The organism is Rhodanobacter sp. OR92, from assembly GCF_000427545.1.
Classification (GTDB): domain Bacteria; phylum Pseudomonadota; class Gammaproteobacteria; order Xanthomonadales; family Rhodanobacteraceae; genus Rhodanobacter; species Rhodanobacter denitrificans.
The window spans coordinates 72,359-87,753 of sequence record NZ_KE386557.1; the positions used below are offsets into that span (position 1 = coordinate 72,359).

The 15,395-nt window shown below is 70.7% G+C and carries 15 protein-coding genes; 9 read left to right on the forward strand and 6 right to left on the reverse strand.

The features are described 5' to 3' along the window. Positions 1 to 8 precede the first annotated feature (8 nt). From hlyD to RHOOR92_RS0114610, 9 genes are all read left to right on the forward strand, one after another. Positions 9 to 1,034, forward strand: a complete 1,026-nt coding sequence (hlyD, locus tag RHOOR92_RS0114570) for a secretion protein HlyD (RefSeq protein WP_007507627.1) — start codon at positions 9 to 11, stop codon at positions 1,032 to 1,034. Position 1,035: 1 nt separating this feature from the next. Further along, positions 1,036 to 2,805 carry an ATP-binding cassette domain-containing protein gene (locus RHOOR92_RS0114575; protein WP_007507625.1) on the forward strand — a complete coding sequence of 590 codons (1,770 nt, stop codon included), beginning with the start codon at positions 1,036 to 1,038 and terminating at the stop codon, positions 2,803 to 2,805. After that, on the forward strand, positions 2,802 to 3,968 hold the full coding sequence (locus RHOOR92_RS0114580) for an ABC transporter permease (protein ID WP_007507623.1): 1,167 nt from the start codon (positions 2,802 to 2,804) through the stop codon (positions 3,966 to 3,968). Before RHOOR92_RS0114575 ends, RHOOR92_RS0114580 begins: the two co-directional genes overlap by 4 nt. A gap of 4 nt (positions 3,969 to 3,972) precedes the next feature. Beyond that, positions 3,973 to 5,091 (forward strand): ABC transporter permease, encoded by a 1,119-nt coding sequence (locus tag RHOOR92_RS0114585; RefSeq protein WP_007507621.1) that lies wholly within the window; start codon positions 3,973 to 3,975, stop codon positions 5,089 to 5,091. A 31-nt stretch (positions 5,092 to 5,122) separates the two neighbouring features. Further along, a complete protein-coding gene (locus RHOOR92_RS0114590; RefSeq protein ID WP_027490594.1) occupies positions 5,123 to 6,640 on the forward strand; it encodes an efflux transporter outer membrane subunit in 1,518 nt (505 codons plus the stop codon). A gap of 85 nt (positions 6,641 to 6,725) precedes the next feature. After that, on the forward strand, positions 6,726 to 7,208 hold the full coding sequence (locus tag RHOOR92_RS0114595) for a hypothetical protein (RefSeq protein ID WP_231378399.1): 483 nt from the start codon (positions 6,726 to 6,728) through the stop codon (positions 7,206 to 7,208). A 72-nt stretch (positions 7,209 to 7,280) separates the two neighbouring features. Then, positions 7,281 to 8,696, forward strand: a complete 1,416-nt coding sequence (locus tag RHOOR92_RS0114600; protein ID WP_027490595.1) for an MBL fold metallo-hydrolase — start codon at positions 7,281 to 7,283, stop codon at positions 8,694 to 8,696. Next, positions 8,693 to 9,547 carry a TIGR00730 family Rossman fold protein gene (locus RHOOR92_RS0114605; protein ID WP_027490596.1) on the forward strand — a complete coding sequence of 285 codons (855 nt, stop codon included), beginning with the start codon at positions 8,693 to 8,695 and terminating at the stop codon, positions 9,545 to 9,547. The genes RHOOR92_RS0114600 and RHOOR92_RS0114605 overlap by 4 nt, the downstream gene beginning before the upstream one ends. 82 nt (positions 9,548 to 9,629) lie before the next feature. Continuing rightward, positions 9,630 to 10,115, forward strand: a complete 486-nt coding sequence (locus RHOOR92_RS0114610; protein WP_027490597.1) for a cytochrome c — start codon at positions 9,630 to 9,632, stop codon at positions 10,113 to 10,115. A 120-nt stretch (positions 10,116 to 10,235) separates the two neighbouring features. Here RHOOR92_RS0114610 and RHOOR92_RS0114615 read toward each other — a convergent pair whose 3' ends face one another. From RHOOR92_RS0114615 to RHOOR92_RS0114640, 6 genes are all read right to left on the reverse strand, one after another. Beyond that, positions 10,236 to 10,658 (reverse strand): OsmC family protein, encoded by a 423-nt coding sequence (locus tag RHOOR92_RS0114615; protein WP_015448348.1) that lies wholly within the window; start codon positions 10,656 to 10,658, stop codon positions 10,236 to 10,238. A 38-nt stretch (positions 10,659 to 10,696) separates the two neighbouring features. Then, complete coding sequence (locus tag RHOOR92_RS0114620; RefSeq protein WP_027490598.1) at positions 10,697 to 12,076, reverse strand: ATP-binding protein; 1,380 nt, start codon at positions 12,074 to 12,076, stop codon at positions 10,697 to 10,699. Then, entirely contained in the window at positions 12,073 to 12,747 is a 675-nt protein-coding gene (locus RHOOR92_RS0114625; RefSeq protein ID WP_015448350.1) for a response regulator transcription factor, read from the reverse strand. Before RHOOR92_RS0114625 ends, RHOOR92_RS0114620 begins: the two co-directional genes overlap by 4 nt. A 4-nt stretch (positions 12,748 to 12,751) precedes the next feature. Next, positions 12,752 to 13,348, reverse strand: a complete 597-nt coding sequence (locus RHOOR92_RS0114630) for a cytochrome b/b6 domain-containing protein (RefSeq protein ID WP_007507601.1) — start codon at positions 13,346 to 13,348, stop codon at positions 12,752 to 12,754. A gap of 25 nt (positions 13,349 to 13,373) precedes the next feature. Continuing rightward, positions 13,374 to 13,646 carry a PepSY domain-containing protein gene (locus RHOOR92_RS0114635; RefSeq protein WP_007507599.1) on the reverse strand — a complete coding sequence of 91 codons (273 nt, stop codon included), beginning with the start codon at positions 13,644 to 13,646 and terminating at the stop codon, positions 13,374 to 13,376. A gap of 181 nt (positions 13,647 to 13,827) precedes the next feature. After that, positions 13,828 to 15,234, reverse strand: a complete 1,407-nt coding sequence (locus RHOOR92_RS0114640; RefSeq protein WP_015448415.1) for a GGDEF domain-containing protein — start codon at positions 15,232 to 15,234, stop codon at positions 13,828 to 13,830. Positions 15,235 to 15,395: the final 161 nt, after the last annotated feature.

Consider the following 15,395-nt stretch of genomic DNA (forward strand, 5'->3'; position numbering starts at 1 on the left):
CCATCGCGATGAAAACCCCGAGCCTTCCCACTGGAAAAACCCGCTGGATCGCCATCGCCATCGCGGTGATCGCGCTGGGCGGCCTCCTGGTGTTCTGGCTGTTGCGCGACCGCGGCAACCCGGACGTGCTGCGCCTGTACGGCAACGTCGACATCCGCGAGGTGGAGCTGGCCTTTCGCCAGCCCGGCCGCCTGACGAACATAGCCTTCGACGAAGGCGACGCCGTCACCAAGGGCGCGGTGATGGCGCAGCTCGACGCCACGCCGTACCGCGAGAAGCTGGCCGCGGCCGAAGCCGAGCTGGCGGCGGCGCAGGCGCAGCTGGACAAGCTGCACAGCGGCAACCGCCCGCAGGAAATCGCCCAGGCCCGCGAGCAGGTCCGCCAGGCGCAAGCCAGCGCGGACGAGGCCGCGCGCAACTTCAGGCGCCAGGACACCTTGCTCAAGTCCGGCGCCAGCAGCCAGCGCGCCGCCGACGCCGCCCGCGCCGCGCGCGACCAGTCCGCCGCCAACCTGGCCGCGGCGCAGGCCTCGCTGTCGCTGGCCAGCGCGGGCTTCCGTCGCGAGGACATTGCCGCCGGCCAGGCGCGCGTGGCCGCCGCCGAAGCCGCCGTGACCCAGGCGCGCACCGCGGTGGCCGATGCCACGCTGGTTGCGCCCAGCAACGGCGTCGTGATCGCCCGCGTGCGCGAGCCGGGCAGCATGGTGGCGAGCAGCACGCCGGTGTACAGCCTGAGCCTGCGCGATCCGCTGTACCTGCGCGCGTACATCGGCGAGGCGGATCTGGGCCGCATTGCGCCGGGCACCAAGGTACGCATCCACACTGATTCCTCCACGACCGTCTATCACGGCCAGATCGGCTTCATCTCGCCGCGTGCGGAATTCACCCCGAAGACGGTGGAGACCGCCGACCTGCGCACCGATCTGGTCTACCGCCTGCGCGTGGTGGTGTCCGACGCCGACGAGGGCCTGCGCCAGGGCATGCCGGTGACGGTCGACGTCGACACCGCCAGCCAGCCCGCGAGGGGGCACTGAGATGGGTCCGCAGCCTGCCCGCGTTGCCTCGCAACCCGGCAAGCACGATGCCGCGGTGGTGATCGACGGCGTCGGCAAGCGCTTCGGCGAGGTCCAGGCGCTGCGCGGCCTCAGCGCCACGATCCGCTACGGCCGCCTCACCGGCCTGGTCGGCCCCGACGGCGCCGGCAAGACCACGCTGATGCGGATCATGACCGGGCTGCTGGTTCCCGACGCCGGCAGCGTCAGCCTGGCCGGCTTCGACGTGGTGAAGGACAACGATGCCATTCACGTCGCCAGCGGCTACATGCCGCAGCGCTTCGGCCTGTACGAAGACCTGTCGGTGATGGAGAACATGCGCCTGTACGCGCGGCTGCGCGGCATGGATGCGGACCGCCACGCCGACCTGTTCGCCGAGCTGCTCGAGTTCACCCGGCTCGGGCCCTTCACCAAGCGCCTCGCCGGCAAGCTCTCCGGCGGCATGAAGCAGAAGCTCGGCCTGGCCTGCGCGTTGATGGCGCGGCCCAAGGTGCTGCTGCTGGACGAGCCCGGCGTGGGCGTCGACCCGGTCAGCCGGCAGGACCTGTGGCGCATGGTGCAGGCGCTGACCGACGAAGGCATGGCGGTGGTCTGGTCCACCGCCTACCTCGATGAGGCCGAGCGCTGCGAGAGCGTGCTGCTGCTCAATCAGGGCAAGCTGCTGTTCGATGGCCCGCCGCAGACACTCACTGCGCAGCTCGAAGGCCGCAGTTTCCGCCTCGAGAACGTCGGCGCCGAGCGCCGGGCGGTGCTGACCCAAGCGCTCGACCTGCCCAGCGTGAGCGATGGCGTGATCCAGGGCGCCGGCGTGCGCGTGGTGCTGCGCGAGGGCGCCGACACCGAGCAGATCCAGTCACTGGCCGACCAGGCGCGGGTAGAGCTGGCGCCGGTACCGGCACGCTTCGAGGACGCCTTCATCGATCTGCTCGGCGGCGGCCCCGGCGGCACCTCGGCCCTGGCCGAGCACCTGCCGCCGGTCGAACTGGGCTCGGACATCGCCGTCTCCTGCCGCAACCTGACCAAGCGCTTCGGCCCCTTCACCGCCACCGACAGCGTCAGTTTCGAGGTGCACAAGGGCGAAATCTTCGGCCTGCTCGGCCCCAACGGCGCAGGCAAGTCCACCACCTTCAAGATGCTGTGCGGCCTGCTTAAACCCACGACGGGCGAGGCGCACGTGGTGGGCCTGGACCTGCGCCGCGCCACCGGCGCGGCCAAGAGTCGCCTGGGCTACATGGCGCAGAAGTTCTCACTGTACGGCCTGCTCTCGGTGCGGCAGAACCTGGAGTTTTCCGCCGGCGTCTACCAATTGGAAGGCCAAACGCGACGCGAGCGCATCGAAGAGATGATCGCCACCTTCGACCTCGGCGACTGGCTGTCTGCCACGCCCGACTCGCTGCCGCTCGGCCACAAGCAGCGCCTCGCGCTGGCCTGTTCGCTGATGCACCGCCCGCCGGTGCTGTTCCTGGACGAGCCCACCTCGGGCGTGGACCCGATCACCCGACGCGAGTTCTGGACCCACATCAATGGGCTGGCGCGCAAGGGCGTGACCATCATGGTCACCACCCACTTCATGGACGAGGCCGAATACTGCGACCGGGTGGCCATGCTCTCGCGTGCGCGCCTGATCGCGCTGGACACGCCCGACGCGCTCAAGCGCATGGCGATCACCCCGCAGCGGCCGGACCCGACCATGGAGGATGCCTTCATCCATCTGGTGCAATCCGCCGACCGCGACATCGAGGCTGCCGCATGAACGCCGCCGCACGCAAGCAAGGCGATGGCGCGCTGCCGGCCGGCTCGCGGCGTTTCGACCGGCGGCGGCTGATGGCCCTGGTGGTCAAGGAAAGCCATCAGGCCCTGCGCGACCCCTCGACGCTGCTGATCGCGTTTGTGCTGCCGGTGGTGCTGCTGCTGCTGTTCGCCTATGCGGTGTCGCTGGACGCCAAGAACGTGCGCATCGGCGTGGTGCTGGAATCGCCGGGTGCTTCGGCGCAGTCCCTGGCGGCGGCCTTTTCGGGCACCCGCTTCCTCGACGTGCACTTCGCGCACGACCGGCGCGAGGTGGCCGACCAGCTGGTCTCCGGCGCGCTGCGCGGCTACGTGGTGATCCCGCAGGATTTCGAGCAGCGCCTGGCCCGGCGCGGCAGCGAGCCGCTGGTGCAGATCATCACCGATGGCTCCTACCCCAACACCGCCAACTATGTGGAGAACTACGCCCGCGGCGTGGTGCAGTCCTGGCGCGCCGGCCGCGGCGCCGCCGCGCCGCAGCAGGCCGTGATGCTGGAGCCGCGCTACTGGTTCAACCCCGAGCTGGAGAGCCGTCGCGCGCTGATCCCCGGCGCCATCGCCATCGTCATGACCATCATCGGCACCATGCTCACCGCACTGGTGGTGGCGCGCGAATGGGAGCGCGGCACCATGGAGGCGGTGCTGTCCACGCCCGCCTCCGTGGCCGAGATCCTGATCGGCAAGCTCTTGCCCTACTTCGTGCTCGGCATGCTGTCCACGCTGGGTGCCGCAGCACTGGCGGTGTTCGTGTTCGGCGTGCCGCTGCACGGCTCGCTGGCGGCCTTGCTGCTGTTGTCGGCAGTGTTCATGGTGCCGGCGCTGGGCCAGGGCCTGCTGATCTCGTCGCTGGCGCGCAACCAGTTCCTGGCGGCACAGATCGCACTGTTCACCGGCTTCCTGCCGGCCTTCATGCTGTCGGGCTTTTTGTACGAGATCGACGCCATGCCGGCGCCGATCCGCGCCGTGACCCATCTGATCCCGGCGCGCTATTTCGTCGAATCGCTGAAGACGGTGTTCCTGGCCGGCGACATCTGGGCGGTGTTCGTGCCCAACCTGCTGGCGATGGCGGCGATCGGCGTGGTGTTCTTCGGGCTGGCCAAGCGCGCCACGCGCAAGAACCTGGAGTAGCGCCGTGTCCGGTTCCCTGCTCAGCTTCACCCGCCTGCGCGCGCAGTTCGTCAAGGAAATCCTGAGCATCCTGCGCGACCCGCGCAGCCGCATGGTGGTGTTCGTGCCGCCGATCCTGCAGCTGCTGGTGTTTGCCTTCGCCGCCACGCTGGAAGTGCGCAACGTCGATATCGCCGTGTACAACCAGGACGCCGGCCGCTGGTCGCACGAGCTGGTGCAGCGGATGGACAGCGCCCGCTTCATCACCCACGTCCGGCACGTGGACAGCCAGCGGCAGCTGCACGAACTGATCGACCGCGGCCAGGTCATCGCCGCACTGGCCATCCCGGCGGATTTCTCGCGCACGATCGCCGCCGGCGGCAGCGGCCGCGCGCAGGTGCTGGTCGATGGCCGGCGCAGCAACTCCGGCCAGATCACCGTGGCCTATCTCTCGACCATAGCCGCCGAGGTCGGCGCCGCGGTCGTGCCGGGCACGCAGGCGTCGAACCCGGTCGTCGTGCGCCACTGGTTCAACCCGAACCTGGTCTACCGCTGGTTCATCGTGCCGGGCCTGACCGGCATCCTGGCGCTGTTCAGCGCGCTCTTGATCACCTCGCTGTCGATCGCGCGCGAACGCGAGCTCGGCACCTTCGACCAGTTGCTGGTGTCGCCCACCTCGACGCCGGAAATCATCATCTCCAAATCGCTGCCGGCGCTGGCGATCGGCACCTTGCTCGGCCTGTTCATGATCAGCGCCGGCGTGTTCCTGTTCGGCATCCCCTTTACCGGCTCGTTCGGCCTGCTGCTGGCGAGCCTGGTGCTGTTCATCCTGTCGGTGGTCGGCATCGGTCTGATGATTTCCGCGGTCAGCGCGACGCAGCAGCAGGCCATCCTCGGCGCCTTCGCGATCGGCGTGCCGGCGGTACTGATGTCCGGCTTCGCCACACCGGTGGAAAACATGCCGGTGGCGCTGCAATGGCTGGCGCAGGCGATTCCGCTCACCCACTTCCTGGTCATCGTCGAAGGCACGTTCCTGAAGACGATGCCGGCGCTGGACATCCTCGCCAACCTCTGGCCACTGGCCGTGATCGCGTTGGTGACGCTGACCCTGGCCACGGCGCTGGTGCGCAGCCGCCTGCAGTGACGCCACCCAAGCCATGCCTGAAGGAGTTGCCATGACCTGCTCATCCAATCGCCGCTGCCGAGCGCCCCGCGTGGCGGCCGTCGCGCTGGGCACGCTGTTGCTCGGCGCCTGCGCCGCCGGCCCCGACTACCGCGGGCCACCGAAGGTCGACACCGGCCATGGCTGGACGCAGCCGGACACCGCCGCGCCGGCGCCGGCCAGCCTGCCCACCTGGTGGACCACGCTGGGCGATCCGACGCTGGAGCGGCTGGTCGCCACGGCGTTGGCGGACAACCTCGACCTGCGCCAGGCGCAGGCGCGCATCGCCGAGGAGCGTGCCCTGCGCGATCGCACCGCCGGCGGCTATGCGCCAACCGTGGGCGCCGGTGCCAGCGTGACCCGGCGCCGGCAGAGCAAGAACGGTCCGCTGCCGATCGGCGCCATTCCCGGACTGGCACGGGACCAGACCATCCACGACGCCGGCTTCGACGCGGCTTGGGAAATCGACCTGTTCGGCGCCACCCGTCGCGCGGTGGAAGGCGCCGAGGCGCGCCTGCAGGCCGCGCAGGACGATGCCGCCGGCGTGCGCATCAGCATCGCCGCCGAAGTGGCGCGCAGCTACCTCAGCCTGCGCGGCGCGCAACGCGAGCTGGCCGCGCGCGAAGCTTCGGTGCAGGCGCTCGCGCAGACGGCGGACCTGGTCGGCCAACGCTTCCGTGCGGGCGACGCGGCGCAGGCCGATGTCGATGCCGCGCAGGCGCGGCTGGACGCCGCCTCGGCCGGCCTGCCTGCCATCCAGGCGCGCGCGCGTGCCGCGGCGCTGGGCCTGGGCGTGTTGCTGGGCGCGCCGCCCGAGCGCGAGCTGGCCCTGCTCGACACCGCCGCTGCACCGATCACGCTGGCGCCGATCCCGGTGGGCCAGCGCGCCGACATCCTGCGCCGCCGGCCGGATGTGCGTGCAGCCGAGCGACGCCTGGCCGCACGCACTGCCGACATCGGCGTGGCGACGGCGGAGCTGTTCCCGAAGCTGTCGATCGGCGCCAGCGGCGGCTTCCAGGCGCTCGATGCGAGCCAGCTGTTCGACTCCGCCAGCCAGCGCTTCTCGCTCATGCCGCTGATCTCCTGGCGCGTGTTCGACGGCGGCCGCGTGCGCGCGGAAATTCGCGCCAGCGAGGCACGCGAGCAGCAGGCCGCGCTCGCCTACGAGAAGGCCGTGCTGACCGCGCTGGGCGACGCGGAGCGCGCGCTTGGCGACTACCGGCTGGGCGTGGAGGCGGTACGGCTGCAGCGGACCGCCCTCGACGCCGCGCGGCGCAGCTACGCCCACGCGCAGGCACGCTACGCCGCCGGCGACATCGCACTGACCGACCTGCTGGCCGAAGAGCGCGTGCTGCGCGACGCCGAAGACGGTTACGCACGCACGCATACCGCCGCGGCGATCGACCTGGTAGCGCTGTTCAAAGCGCTGGGCGGCGGCTGGGATGCCGACGCTGGCGATGCCGATACCCGCGGCCAGGAAAAGGTCGGGGCGCGGTCGCCGGCACGGCAGGAGCAGCCACCCCATGGGTGACAGGCAACCGCAACGCCTGCGCAGGCACTGCCGGCGCCGCGACGGCGCGTGCCGGACGGACGGCTACTTGCGATGGATCCTGCGCGTGCCCTTGGTGATCACGGCGCTGGTCGGCGGGTCGCTGTCCTTCGCGCAGGCCATGGCCGCCGACGCACGTCCCCCGGATGCCGTCGCCCCACGCCAGCTCCAGCTCGACCACGGCCAGCGATGGCCCGCCGATCCCGCGTTGCGCGAAGGCATGCGGCGCATCCGCGCCGTCGCACTGTGGATGCAGCAGGCGCAGGCCGAGGGTTCGCTGTCGGCACGGCAATCCCGCGCCGCCACCGCATCGATCGAAGACAGCGTGGCCGCCATCGTCGATCATCCTCCCCGCGGCGGCGGCATGGACGTCAACCTGCGCCTCTTGCTCGGCCGCGTGCTCGCCGCCGACGGACTGCCGCAACTGCTCGACTCGCTCGAACTGTACCCGCGCTATTTCGACGACCCGGGCTGGCAGCCGCTGACAGCCAACCCAGCCGCCGACCGGGGATCACCCGACCAGGCATCCACCCAAGCCACACCACCCTGACCGCCCGATCGCCGGCTACCACCGGGCAGCCTTGCCGCCGGCGCGACTGAACGAATCCGGAGAACCGCTACGATGCAGATCACCTTTCTCGGCGCCGCCCGCGAAGTCACCGGCTCCTGCTTCCTGATCGAGACGACCACGACGAGGTTCCTGGTCGACTGCGGCATGTTCCAGGGCGGACGCGAAGCCGCCCAGCGCAACCGGCAAGCGTTCGGGTTCGATCCGTCGACGATCGACTTCGTCCTGCTGACGCACGCGCACATCGACCACAGCGGCCTGCTGCCGAAACTGACGCGCGCCGGCTTCCGCGGCACGATCCATGCCACCGCCGCCACCGCCGACCTGCTGCAGGTGATGTTGCCGGACAGCGCCCACATCCAGGAAATGCAGGTGCTGCGCGCGCAGCGTGACGCCCGCGGCGTGCGCGATGCGCAGGCCATCGCCGCACCGCTGTACACCCTGCACGACGCCGACGCCTGCCTGCGCCAAGTGCAGCCCCACGGCTACGGGCGTGAGTTGCGGCCACACGCGGATGTCCGCTGCCGCTTCCGCGATGCCGGCCACATCCTGGGTTCGGCGATCCTCGAGGTCTGGGTCAGCGAAGGCGAGCGGACCACCAAGCTGGTGTTCAGCGGCGATCTCGGGCAACCGGGCCGGGTGATTCTGCGCGACCCGACGCCGATCGCCGAGGCGGACATCCTGTTCGTCGAATCGACCTACGGCAACCGCCTGCACAAGGACCTTGCCGCGACGCAGGAGGAGCTGATCGACGTGGTCGAACGCACCCTGCCCCGCGGCAACGTGATCGTGCCGGCCTTCGCGGTGGGCCGCACCCAGGAGGTGCTGTACCACCTGCACCACCTGAGCCGGGAAGGGTGGCTGCGCGACCTGCGCATCTTCGTCGATTCGCCGATGGCCGCCGAGGCCACCCGGATCACGCGGCAGCACCTGGAGCTGTTCGACGAGAACGCCGTGCGCCTCGCCGGCTGGCACGCACTCGGCAAGGACCTGCCCTACCTCAACTTCACCGGCAGCGTGGAGGAGTCCATCGCGCTGAACCAGATCCGCTCCGGCGCCATCATCATCTCCGCCAGCGGCATGTGCACCGCCGGCCGCATCCGGCACCACCTGCGGCACAACCTCGGGCGGGCCGAATGCAGCGTGCTGATCACCGGCTTCCAGGCCCAGGGCACGCTGGGCCGGCGGCTGGCCGACGGCGCCGACCAGGTGCGGCTCTTCGGCGAGGATATTCCGGTGCGCGCCGCGATCCACACCGTCGACGGCTTGTCCGCGCACGCCGACCGGAACGCATTGCTGGCCTGGACCGCCGGCTTCGCGCGACCGCCGGCGCAGACCTTCGTGGTGCATGGCGAGGAGATGGCGGCGCAGGCGCTGGCCAGCGGGCTGCGTGTGCGCCCCGGCTGGAACGTGACCGTCCCTGCGGCGGGCCAGCAGGTGCACTGGCACGGCAGCGGAGTCCCGGCATGAACGGCAGCGACGACAGCAAGCGGCGGCAGGAGGCGATCGTGCACGGCGAGGCCTACCGGCTGGCACAGGAAGACGTCGCGTTCCTCGCCAGCGACGAGCTGCGCGGCGTGCGCCTGCAACTCGAATTGCTCAAACCCGAGATCTCCTTGCACGCACACGCCATCCGTTCCACCGTCGTGGTCCTCGGCAGCTCACGCACCTGTTCGCCCGAGCAGGCCCAGGCCGACGTGGTGCGGCTCGCGGCTCGCGCGCAAGTCCATCCGGACGAGCCGGGGCTGGCACACGAACTCGCCGCCGCACGGCGCCAGCTGGCCGGCGCCCGCTACTACGAGGAAGCCCGCCGCTTCGCGGAAATCGTCTCGAGCCGCTTCCAGCGCGAGGGTCGGCGCGATTTCGTGGTGGTGACCGGCGGCGGCCCGGGCATCATGGAAGCGGCCAATCGCGGCGCCTATGAGGCGGGCGCGCGCTCGATCGGGCTCAACATCACGCTGCCGCACGAACAGCAGCCCAACAGCTGGATCACCCCGGAGCTGGCCTTCCGCTTCCACTATTTCGCCGTGCGCAAGATGCACTTCATGATGCGTGCGAAGGCACTCGTCGCCTTTCCCGGCGGCTTCGGCACGCTGGACGAATTGTTCGAAGTGCTGACTCTGGTGCAGACCGGCAAGATGCCGCGCCTGCCGATCGTGCTGGTCGGCAGCACCTTCTGGCACCGCGCCTGCGACCTGGCGTTCCTGATCGAACAGGGCATGCTCGACCCCCGTGACGCCGAACTGCTCAGCGTGGTCGAGAACGCCGAACAGGCCGTGGCCGCCATGCATGCGTTCTACGACGGCGAGCCGCCGGCATGAGCGCGGCTTCCGGCAGCGCAACGCGCCAGGCCGGCCTACCCTCCGGACACCCATCGACACCCAGCCCACAGGAGTACCGCCCATGCCTCCCACGCCACGCACTTCCACACCGCGACGCGTCGCCACCGTCGCCGTCGCCGTCGCATTGATGATAGTCGCCGGCAGCCTGCTGCCGGCGGCCGACGCGGCCGATGCGCCGGACCGGACCGCGCCGATGGCGTTGACGACGATCATGCGCGACCTTGGCCACGACATGCAGGGCGCCACCGACGGCATCGCGCGCGAGGACTGGCCCGCGGTGGCGACCGTGGCGGCGCGCATCGCCGACCACCCGCAACCGCCGCTGGCGGAGAAGCTGCGCATCCTCGCCTTCGTGGGCAAGGACACCGGCCACTTCCGCGGCTACGACCAGCAAGCCCACGACGCCGCGCAGCAGCTGGCGCAGGCTGCGCAACGGCAGGACGGCACCGCGGCGATCGCAGCGTTCGCCAACCTGCAGGGGGCCTGCCTGGGCTGCCACCAGCAATTCCGCAAACCGTTCCGCGAGCACTTCCACGGCGGACGCTGAGCGGCCCGCGAACCCTGCTCGCCGCCATGCTGGCGATGCTGCTGGCCTGACTGGGGCGGCGACGCCAGCCTGCTGCGCAACGGGTCGCCACGGACGGGCCGGCGCGGCAACGACCGCGCTTCAGCCGGCCCGCCGCAGCACGCCGGCGAGGCGGGTGCCCGGCGCCACCGTGTTGAACACCGTGCCGTACTTGCGCACGTTGTCGTGCAGCAGGGCCAGTCGTTGCTCGCTCTCGTCGCTGTCCACCAGAATCTCGTAGTCGATCGATTCCAGCCGCGGCGGCACGTCCTGGCGCACGCCATGCACGCGCACCTCGACCCCGCACAGCTGGAACTTCAGGATCGGCGCGACCCGTTCGATGCCCTTGATCATGCAGGCCGACAACGCAGCCAGCAGCAGCTCGGCGGGGTTGAACGCATCCATGCGGCCGGCCAGGTCGGTGTCCAGCCACAGTTCGGCATCCTTGCAGCGGGCGACGCTGCCGTGCGCGTCGGTTCGACGGGCGGTGACCTGGAAGCTCAGCCTGCGGGTGGTTTCGGTCATGGGTCTCTCCGCGAAGATGTGAGGAGTGTTTCGCCCGCTCAGGCGTAACCGGGTACATGCGGTGCGGCGCCCGCGATGCGTGGCAGGCTGAAGCTGACCCGCGCGCCGCCCAGCGCGGAGCGGCCGAAGGTCAGCTCGCCGTGGTGCAGGTGGGCGATCGCCTGCGCGATCGACAGGCCCAGCCCGCTGCCCTCGCCCACGCTGCCTTCGGGGCGGTGGAAGCGCTCGCCCAGCCGCGCCGTGTCGTCCGCCGCAAAGCCGGCCCCGCTGTCGCTGACCTCCAGGCTGACCCGCCCGTCGTGGCCACCGACGCGCACGTTCACCTGGCCGCGCTCGGGCGCGTGGCGCAGCGCGTTGTCCAGCAGGTTCTGCACCAGGATGCCGAGCAGGCTGCGGCTGCCCAGCACGAAGTCGTTGCCGTCGTGATCCAGCGACAACTCGATCGAGCGCGCCGCCGCGCGCTCGCTGACGTCGCGCAGGGCGGCTTCGGCCACGCCTGCCAGGCGCAGCGGACCGGCGTCGTCCAGTTCGGCCAGTTTCTCGACCCGCGCCAGCATCAAGAGCTGGGCCACCAGCCGCTGCATGCGGTCGAGCGCGTCCTGCGCGCGCTGCAGGTGCCGCGCACGGGCGGCCGCATCGTCACCGCTTCCGGCCAGGTCCAGTTCCAGCCGCAACGCCGCCAGCGGATGGCGCAGTTCGTGCGCCGCGTCGGCAGTGAAGCGGCGCTCGTGCTCCAGGCTGAGCCGGAGGCGATCGACCAGCTGATCGATCGCCTCGGTGAATGGCGCCAACTCGACCGGCACCCGATCGTCGGTGAGCGAGGCCGCCGCCGGATTGGCGCCGGCGGACAGGCTGCGGGTCAGCCGGTGCAGCGGCTTCAGCCCACTGCGCAGGCCGGCGAATACCGTCGGCGGCACCAGCACCAGCAGCGCCAGCAAGGCCAGCAGCGCCGGCGCCAGCAGCTTGCGCATCAGTTCGTCGCGTTCGTCCAACGGTGCGCCGACCTGGATCCAGTACTGGTGCTGCGCATCCCAGCGCTGGAATACCCGCCAGCGCCGCCCGTCGTGGCTGATCGAATGGAAATGCGCGTCGCCCGGATCGAAGCGCAATATCGGCAGCTCGGCACTCTCCACCAACAGCTCGCCGCGGGCATCGCGCAGCACGATCGCCGGCCGCTGGGCCGTGGCATCCGAGCCGACCAGTTTCCTGTCCGGCAGGCGCACCGCGCCGGCGCGGGCCGCGTCGTCAGGCATCACCGCGAACACGCTGGCGGCGGTGCGCACCAGCATCTGGTCGAAGATCTCGTCGACCTCATGCAGGCTGCGCCAGGCCAGCCAGCCGGCGGCGGCGCACCACACCAGCACGATGCCGGCCACCAGCCGCAGCACCAGCCGCCGGTTGAGCGAGGGGCGGATCACGCGACCGGGCCGCCGGGCCGGTTGATCGCGTAGCCGATGCCGCGCAAGGTACGGATCCAGCCCGGACCCAGCTTGTGGCGCAGGTGGTGGATGTGCACTTCGACCGCGTTGCTGGCCACTTCCTGGTCCCAGCCGTACAGGGCCTCCTCCAGCTGGTCGCGCGAATAGGCCCGCCCGGGATGGCGCACCAGGGTTTCCAGCAGCTGGTATTCGCGCGCGGTCAGCTCCAGCGCGGCACCCTCCAGCGTGGCGGCGCGGGCGACCGGGGTGACTTCGAGCCCACCCACGCGGATCGCCGGTTCGAGCTGGCCATCGGCGCGGCGCAGCAAGGCGCGCAGGCGCGCGGCCAGTTCGTCCAGGTGCACCGGCTTGACCACGTAATCGTCGGCGCCAGCGTCCAGCCCGGCGACCCGGTCGGCAAGCTCGTCGCGGGCGGTCAGCAGCAGCACCGGGGTGGCGTCGCGACGCCGGCGCATGCCAGCGATGATGGCCGGCCCACTGCTGCGCGGCAGGTTCCAGTCCAGCACGGCGGCGGCGTAGCTGGTGTCGGCCAGCGCGACGGCGGCCTGGTTGCCGTCCGTGATCCAGTCCACCGCATAGCCGAGCTGGCGCAGGCCTTCGGCCAGCGCCTGCCCCAGTGCCCGATCGTCTTCGGCTAGCAGGATGCGCATGGCCTCATTCTTGTCGCGTGACTGGACGGCTCACTTGACTTGCCGCAAGTCGCGGTGCTTTTCCGCCGGCTGCGGCATCCTGCCCCAGCGCGCGCTTGCGGCCGTGGATCATCGCGGCAACCAGGTTCTCGCGGTAGTGCACGCTCTCGCCTACTGCCGCCAGCACGTGCACCACGACCAGCCCCAGCACGCCGTAGGCCAGCAGCTCGTGCAGTTCCTCCAGCCAGGGCGTGCCGAAGAACGCGTCGGTGGTCTGCAGCCAGCCGGTGACGCCCACCAGCAGCACGCCGGCGAGCAGGGCCAGGATCATCATCGCCGCCGCCGGGTTGTGCCCCAACTGCCGTTGCGAGCGCCCGGCCAGTCGCGCACGCAGGTAATCGCGCACGCGGTGCGGGCCGGGCACCCAGTCGGCGAAACGTGCATGCCGCGTGCCGACCCAGCCCCACACGAAGCGCACCGCGAGCAGGGCCAGCACGGCGTAGCCGATCCCGCGGTGGACCAGCTCGCCGTCCTCGGTGAAGAAATTGGCGAGGAACAAGCCCGCCAGCGACCAGTGAAACACGCGTACCAGCGGATCCCATACCTTGACCGTGGCGTGCATGGCTTGTCCTCGCTCGGGTGATCGATCAGCCACCCTTCCGCTTGACGATGCGGCCGTCGGTGGGGTCGAAGTAGATCTCGACGTTCTTGCCGGCCTTGTCCTTGCCGTAGATCTCGTAGCAGTTGCCCGAGACCTGGAACACCTTGATGGTGTAGCCCTGGTCGAGCACCTTCTGCTTCATCGCAGCTTCGGTGAGCCACTGCGCACGCGGCGCATTGGTGCATTGCGGTGCGGCGAAGGCGGACGCCGACAACGCGGCGGCGGCGAGGAAGAACGATGCAACGAGGGTGTGTTTCATGATGCGTCTCCGGTGTCGGCAGGATTGCCTTGGACGGCATTGCAACCGGAACGGCTTACGTGGGTCTTAAGGACCCGGCGCGTCACCCCGCGGGCGCTGAGCGGCGGCACGCGCCCGGCGCAGCCGCAGCGGCCGGCTGCGACCGGCGACGCCGGCGGCGGGACCGGGGGCAAGGCGCTGCTCAGGCTCCCGCGCGAGCCGCCCCCGGAGGCGCCACCGCCGCGACCACCACGATCTGGTCGCACCCCGCATGCTTGGCGTCATACAGCGCGGCGTCGGCACGCCGGATCAGGTTCTCGGCGGCGTCGCCGTTGGCGGACTGCGCCACGCCGATGCTGATCGTGACCAGGCGGTGTGGCCACTCGAAGGTGCGAAATGCGTCGAGGATGCGCATCGCCACCTCGCTGGCCCCGGCCAGGTCGGTCTCCGGCAACAGCAGCACGAACTCCTCGCCGCCATAGCGCGCGGCCAGGTCCGACGGCCGCAGCGCGGCGCGCAGCAGGTGGCCGGTGATGCGCAGTACCTGGTCGCCGGCGAGGTGGCCGAACTCGTCGTTGAAGGTCTTGAACCGGTCCAGGTCGAGCATCAGCAGCGAAAACATCCGGTCGTGTTCGCGCTGGCTGTGCAGCAGGCCGGCCAGCGCCTCGTCGAGCGCGCGCCGGTTGGCCAGCCCGGTCAGGATGTCGGTGTCGGCGTCGTTGCGCAGCAGCATGCTCTCGCGGCGCTGGCGCTCCAGCTTGTCGAACAGGTTCGCCGCCCACCACACCAGCCCGGCCACCGCGCCGCCGCTGAACAGGGTCATGAACACGGAGGCCAGCGTTTCGGACAGGCCCAGCCAGGACTGCAGCAGTTCGAATACGAACGCAAACACGCCCGGCAGCAGCAACGCCGGCAGCAGCAGTCGGCGCGCCAGCGCGCCACCCAGCGTGTCCGCCGTGGCCACCCGGGTCAGCCCGAGGGTGGGTGTGGCGGACAGCCAGCCCAGGGTCGCCAGCAGCAACAACAGCATGGTGTGGATCGGCATCCGTCCGAACAGCATGTCGTCCTTGCCGGCCAGTGCGATGCCGTAGGAAGCCAGGCCGCTCATGGCGATAGCCAGCAGGCCCACGGCCAGACCTTCGCGCAGGTACAGCCAGCGCCGGACCGGCAGCAGCAGGCCCAGGCCGCCAAGCAGCACGAACCCCGCCGCGACCGGTTCGGCCATGCGCCCTGGCCACGGGCCGGACCCATGCGCCGGCAGACCGCCGAACAGGTGGTCGATGCCCAGGTCGGTCGGCCAGAGGTATTCCACCAGGGTGGCCTCGCCGATCGCCAGCACGAGCAGCGACAGCCAGCGGCCGAGACCCGACCACCGCGGCGAGGCGTGCCGGCTGAGCAGCAGCGAACTGCCGGAAAGCACGAAGCCGATCGCCGCATTCGCCGTCATCGCGGCCTGCCCCGGCCATACCGTGGTCAGCCGCGGCCAGTTCCAGCACCAGCCGGCCAGCACCACCAGCGCCACCGCGCAGATCAGTGCGGCAGCCGCGCGCGAGAACTGCAGGAACCCCCGCACGACGTGCGAATCGTGGTGGAAAGGCACCGTGATCATGGCAAACCCCCGCGTGTGCCGGACGCCCGCCGCCGCCGTGCACGGCGGCACAACGACACAAGACGCACCATGGCACAGTCGCCGGGCGCCCCGAATTGACGACGATCAATCCGGCTGCCGGGGTACTCTGCCAGAGTGCGCCGCGAGCCGCCCGGGCCGCC

Excerpts from the sequence above, each read along its gene's own strand:
- hlyD (WP_007507627.1), top strand. The coding sequence starts at position 9 with ATGAAAACCCCGAGCCTTCCCACTGGAAAAACCCGCTGGATCGCCATC.
- RHOOR92_RS0114575 (WP_007507625.1), top strand. The coding sequence starts at position 1,036 with ATGGGTCCGCAGCCTGCCCGCGTTGCCTCGCAACCCGGCAAGCACGAT.
- RHOOR92_RS0114580 (WP_007507623.1), top strand. The coding sequence starts at position 2,802 with ATGAACGCCGCCGCACGCAAGCAAGGCGATGGCGCGCTGCCGGCCGGC.
- RHOOR92_RS0114590 (WP_027490594.1), top strand. The coding sequence starts at position 5,123 with ATGACCTGCTCATCCAATCGCCGCTGCCGAGCGCCCCGCGTGGCGGCC.
- RHOOR92_RS0114600 (WP_027490595.1), top strand. The coding sequence starts at position 7,281 with ATGCAGATCACCTTTCTCGGCGCCGCCCGCGAAGTCACCGGCTCCTGC.
- RHOOR92_RS0114605 (WP_027490596.1), top strand. The coding sequence starts at position 8,693 with ATGAACGGCAGCGACGACAGCAAGCGGCGGCAGGAGGCGATCGTGCAC.
- RHOOR92_RS0114610 (WP_027490597.1), top strand. The coding sequence starts at position 9,630 with ATGCCTCCCACGCCACGCACTTCCACACCGCGACGCGTCGCCACCGTC.
- RHOOR92_RS0114615 (WP_015448348.1), bottom strand. The coding sequence starts at position 10,658 with ATGACCGAAACCACCCGCAGGCTGAGCTTCCAGGTCACCGCCCGTCGA.
- RHOOR92_RS0114625 (WP_015448350.1), bottom strand. The coding sequence starts at position 12,747 with ATGCGCATCCTGCTAGCCGAAGACGATCGGGCACTGGGGCAGGCGCTG.
- RHOOR92_RS0114630 (WP_007507601.1), bottom strand. The coding sequence starts at position 13,348 with ATGCACGCCACGGTCAAGGTATGGGATCCGCTGGTACGCGTGTTTCAC.
- RHOOR92_RS0114635 (WP_007507599.1), bottom strand. The coding sequence starts at position 13,646 with ATGAAACACACCCTCGTTGCATCGTTCTTCCTCGCCGCCGCCGCGTTG.
- RHOOR92_RS0114640 (WP_015448415.1), bottom strand. The coding sequence starts at position 15,234 with ATGATCACGGTGCCTTTCCACCACGATTCGCACGTCGTGCGGGGGTTC.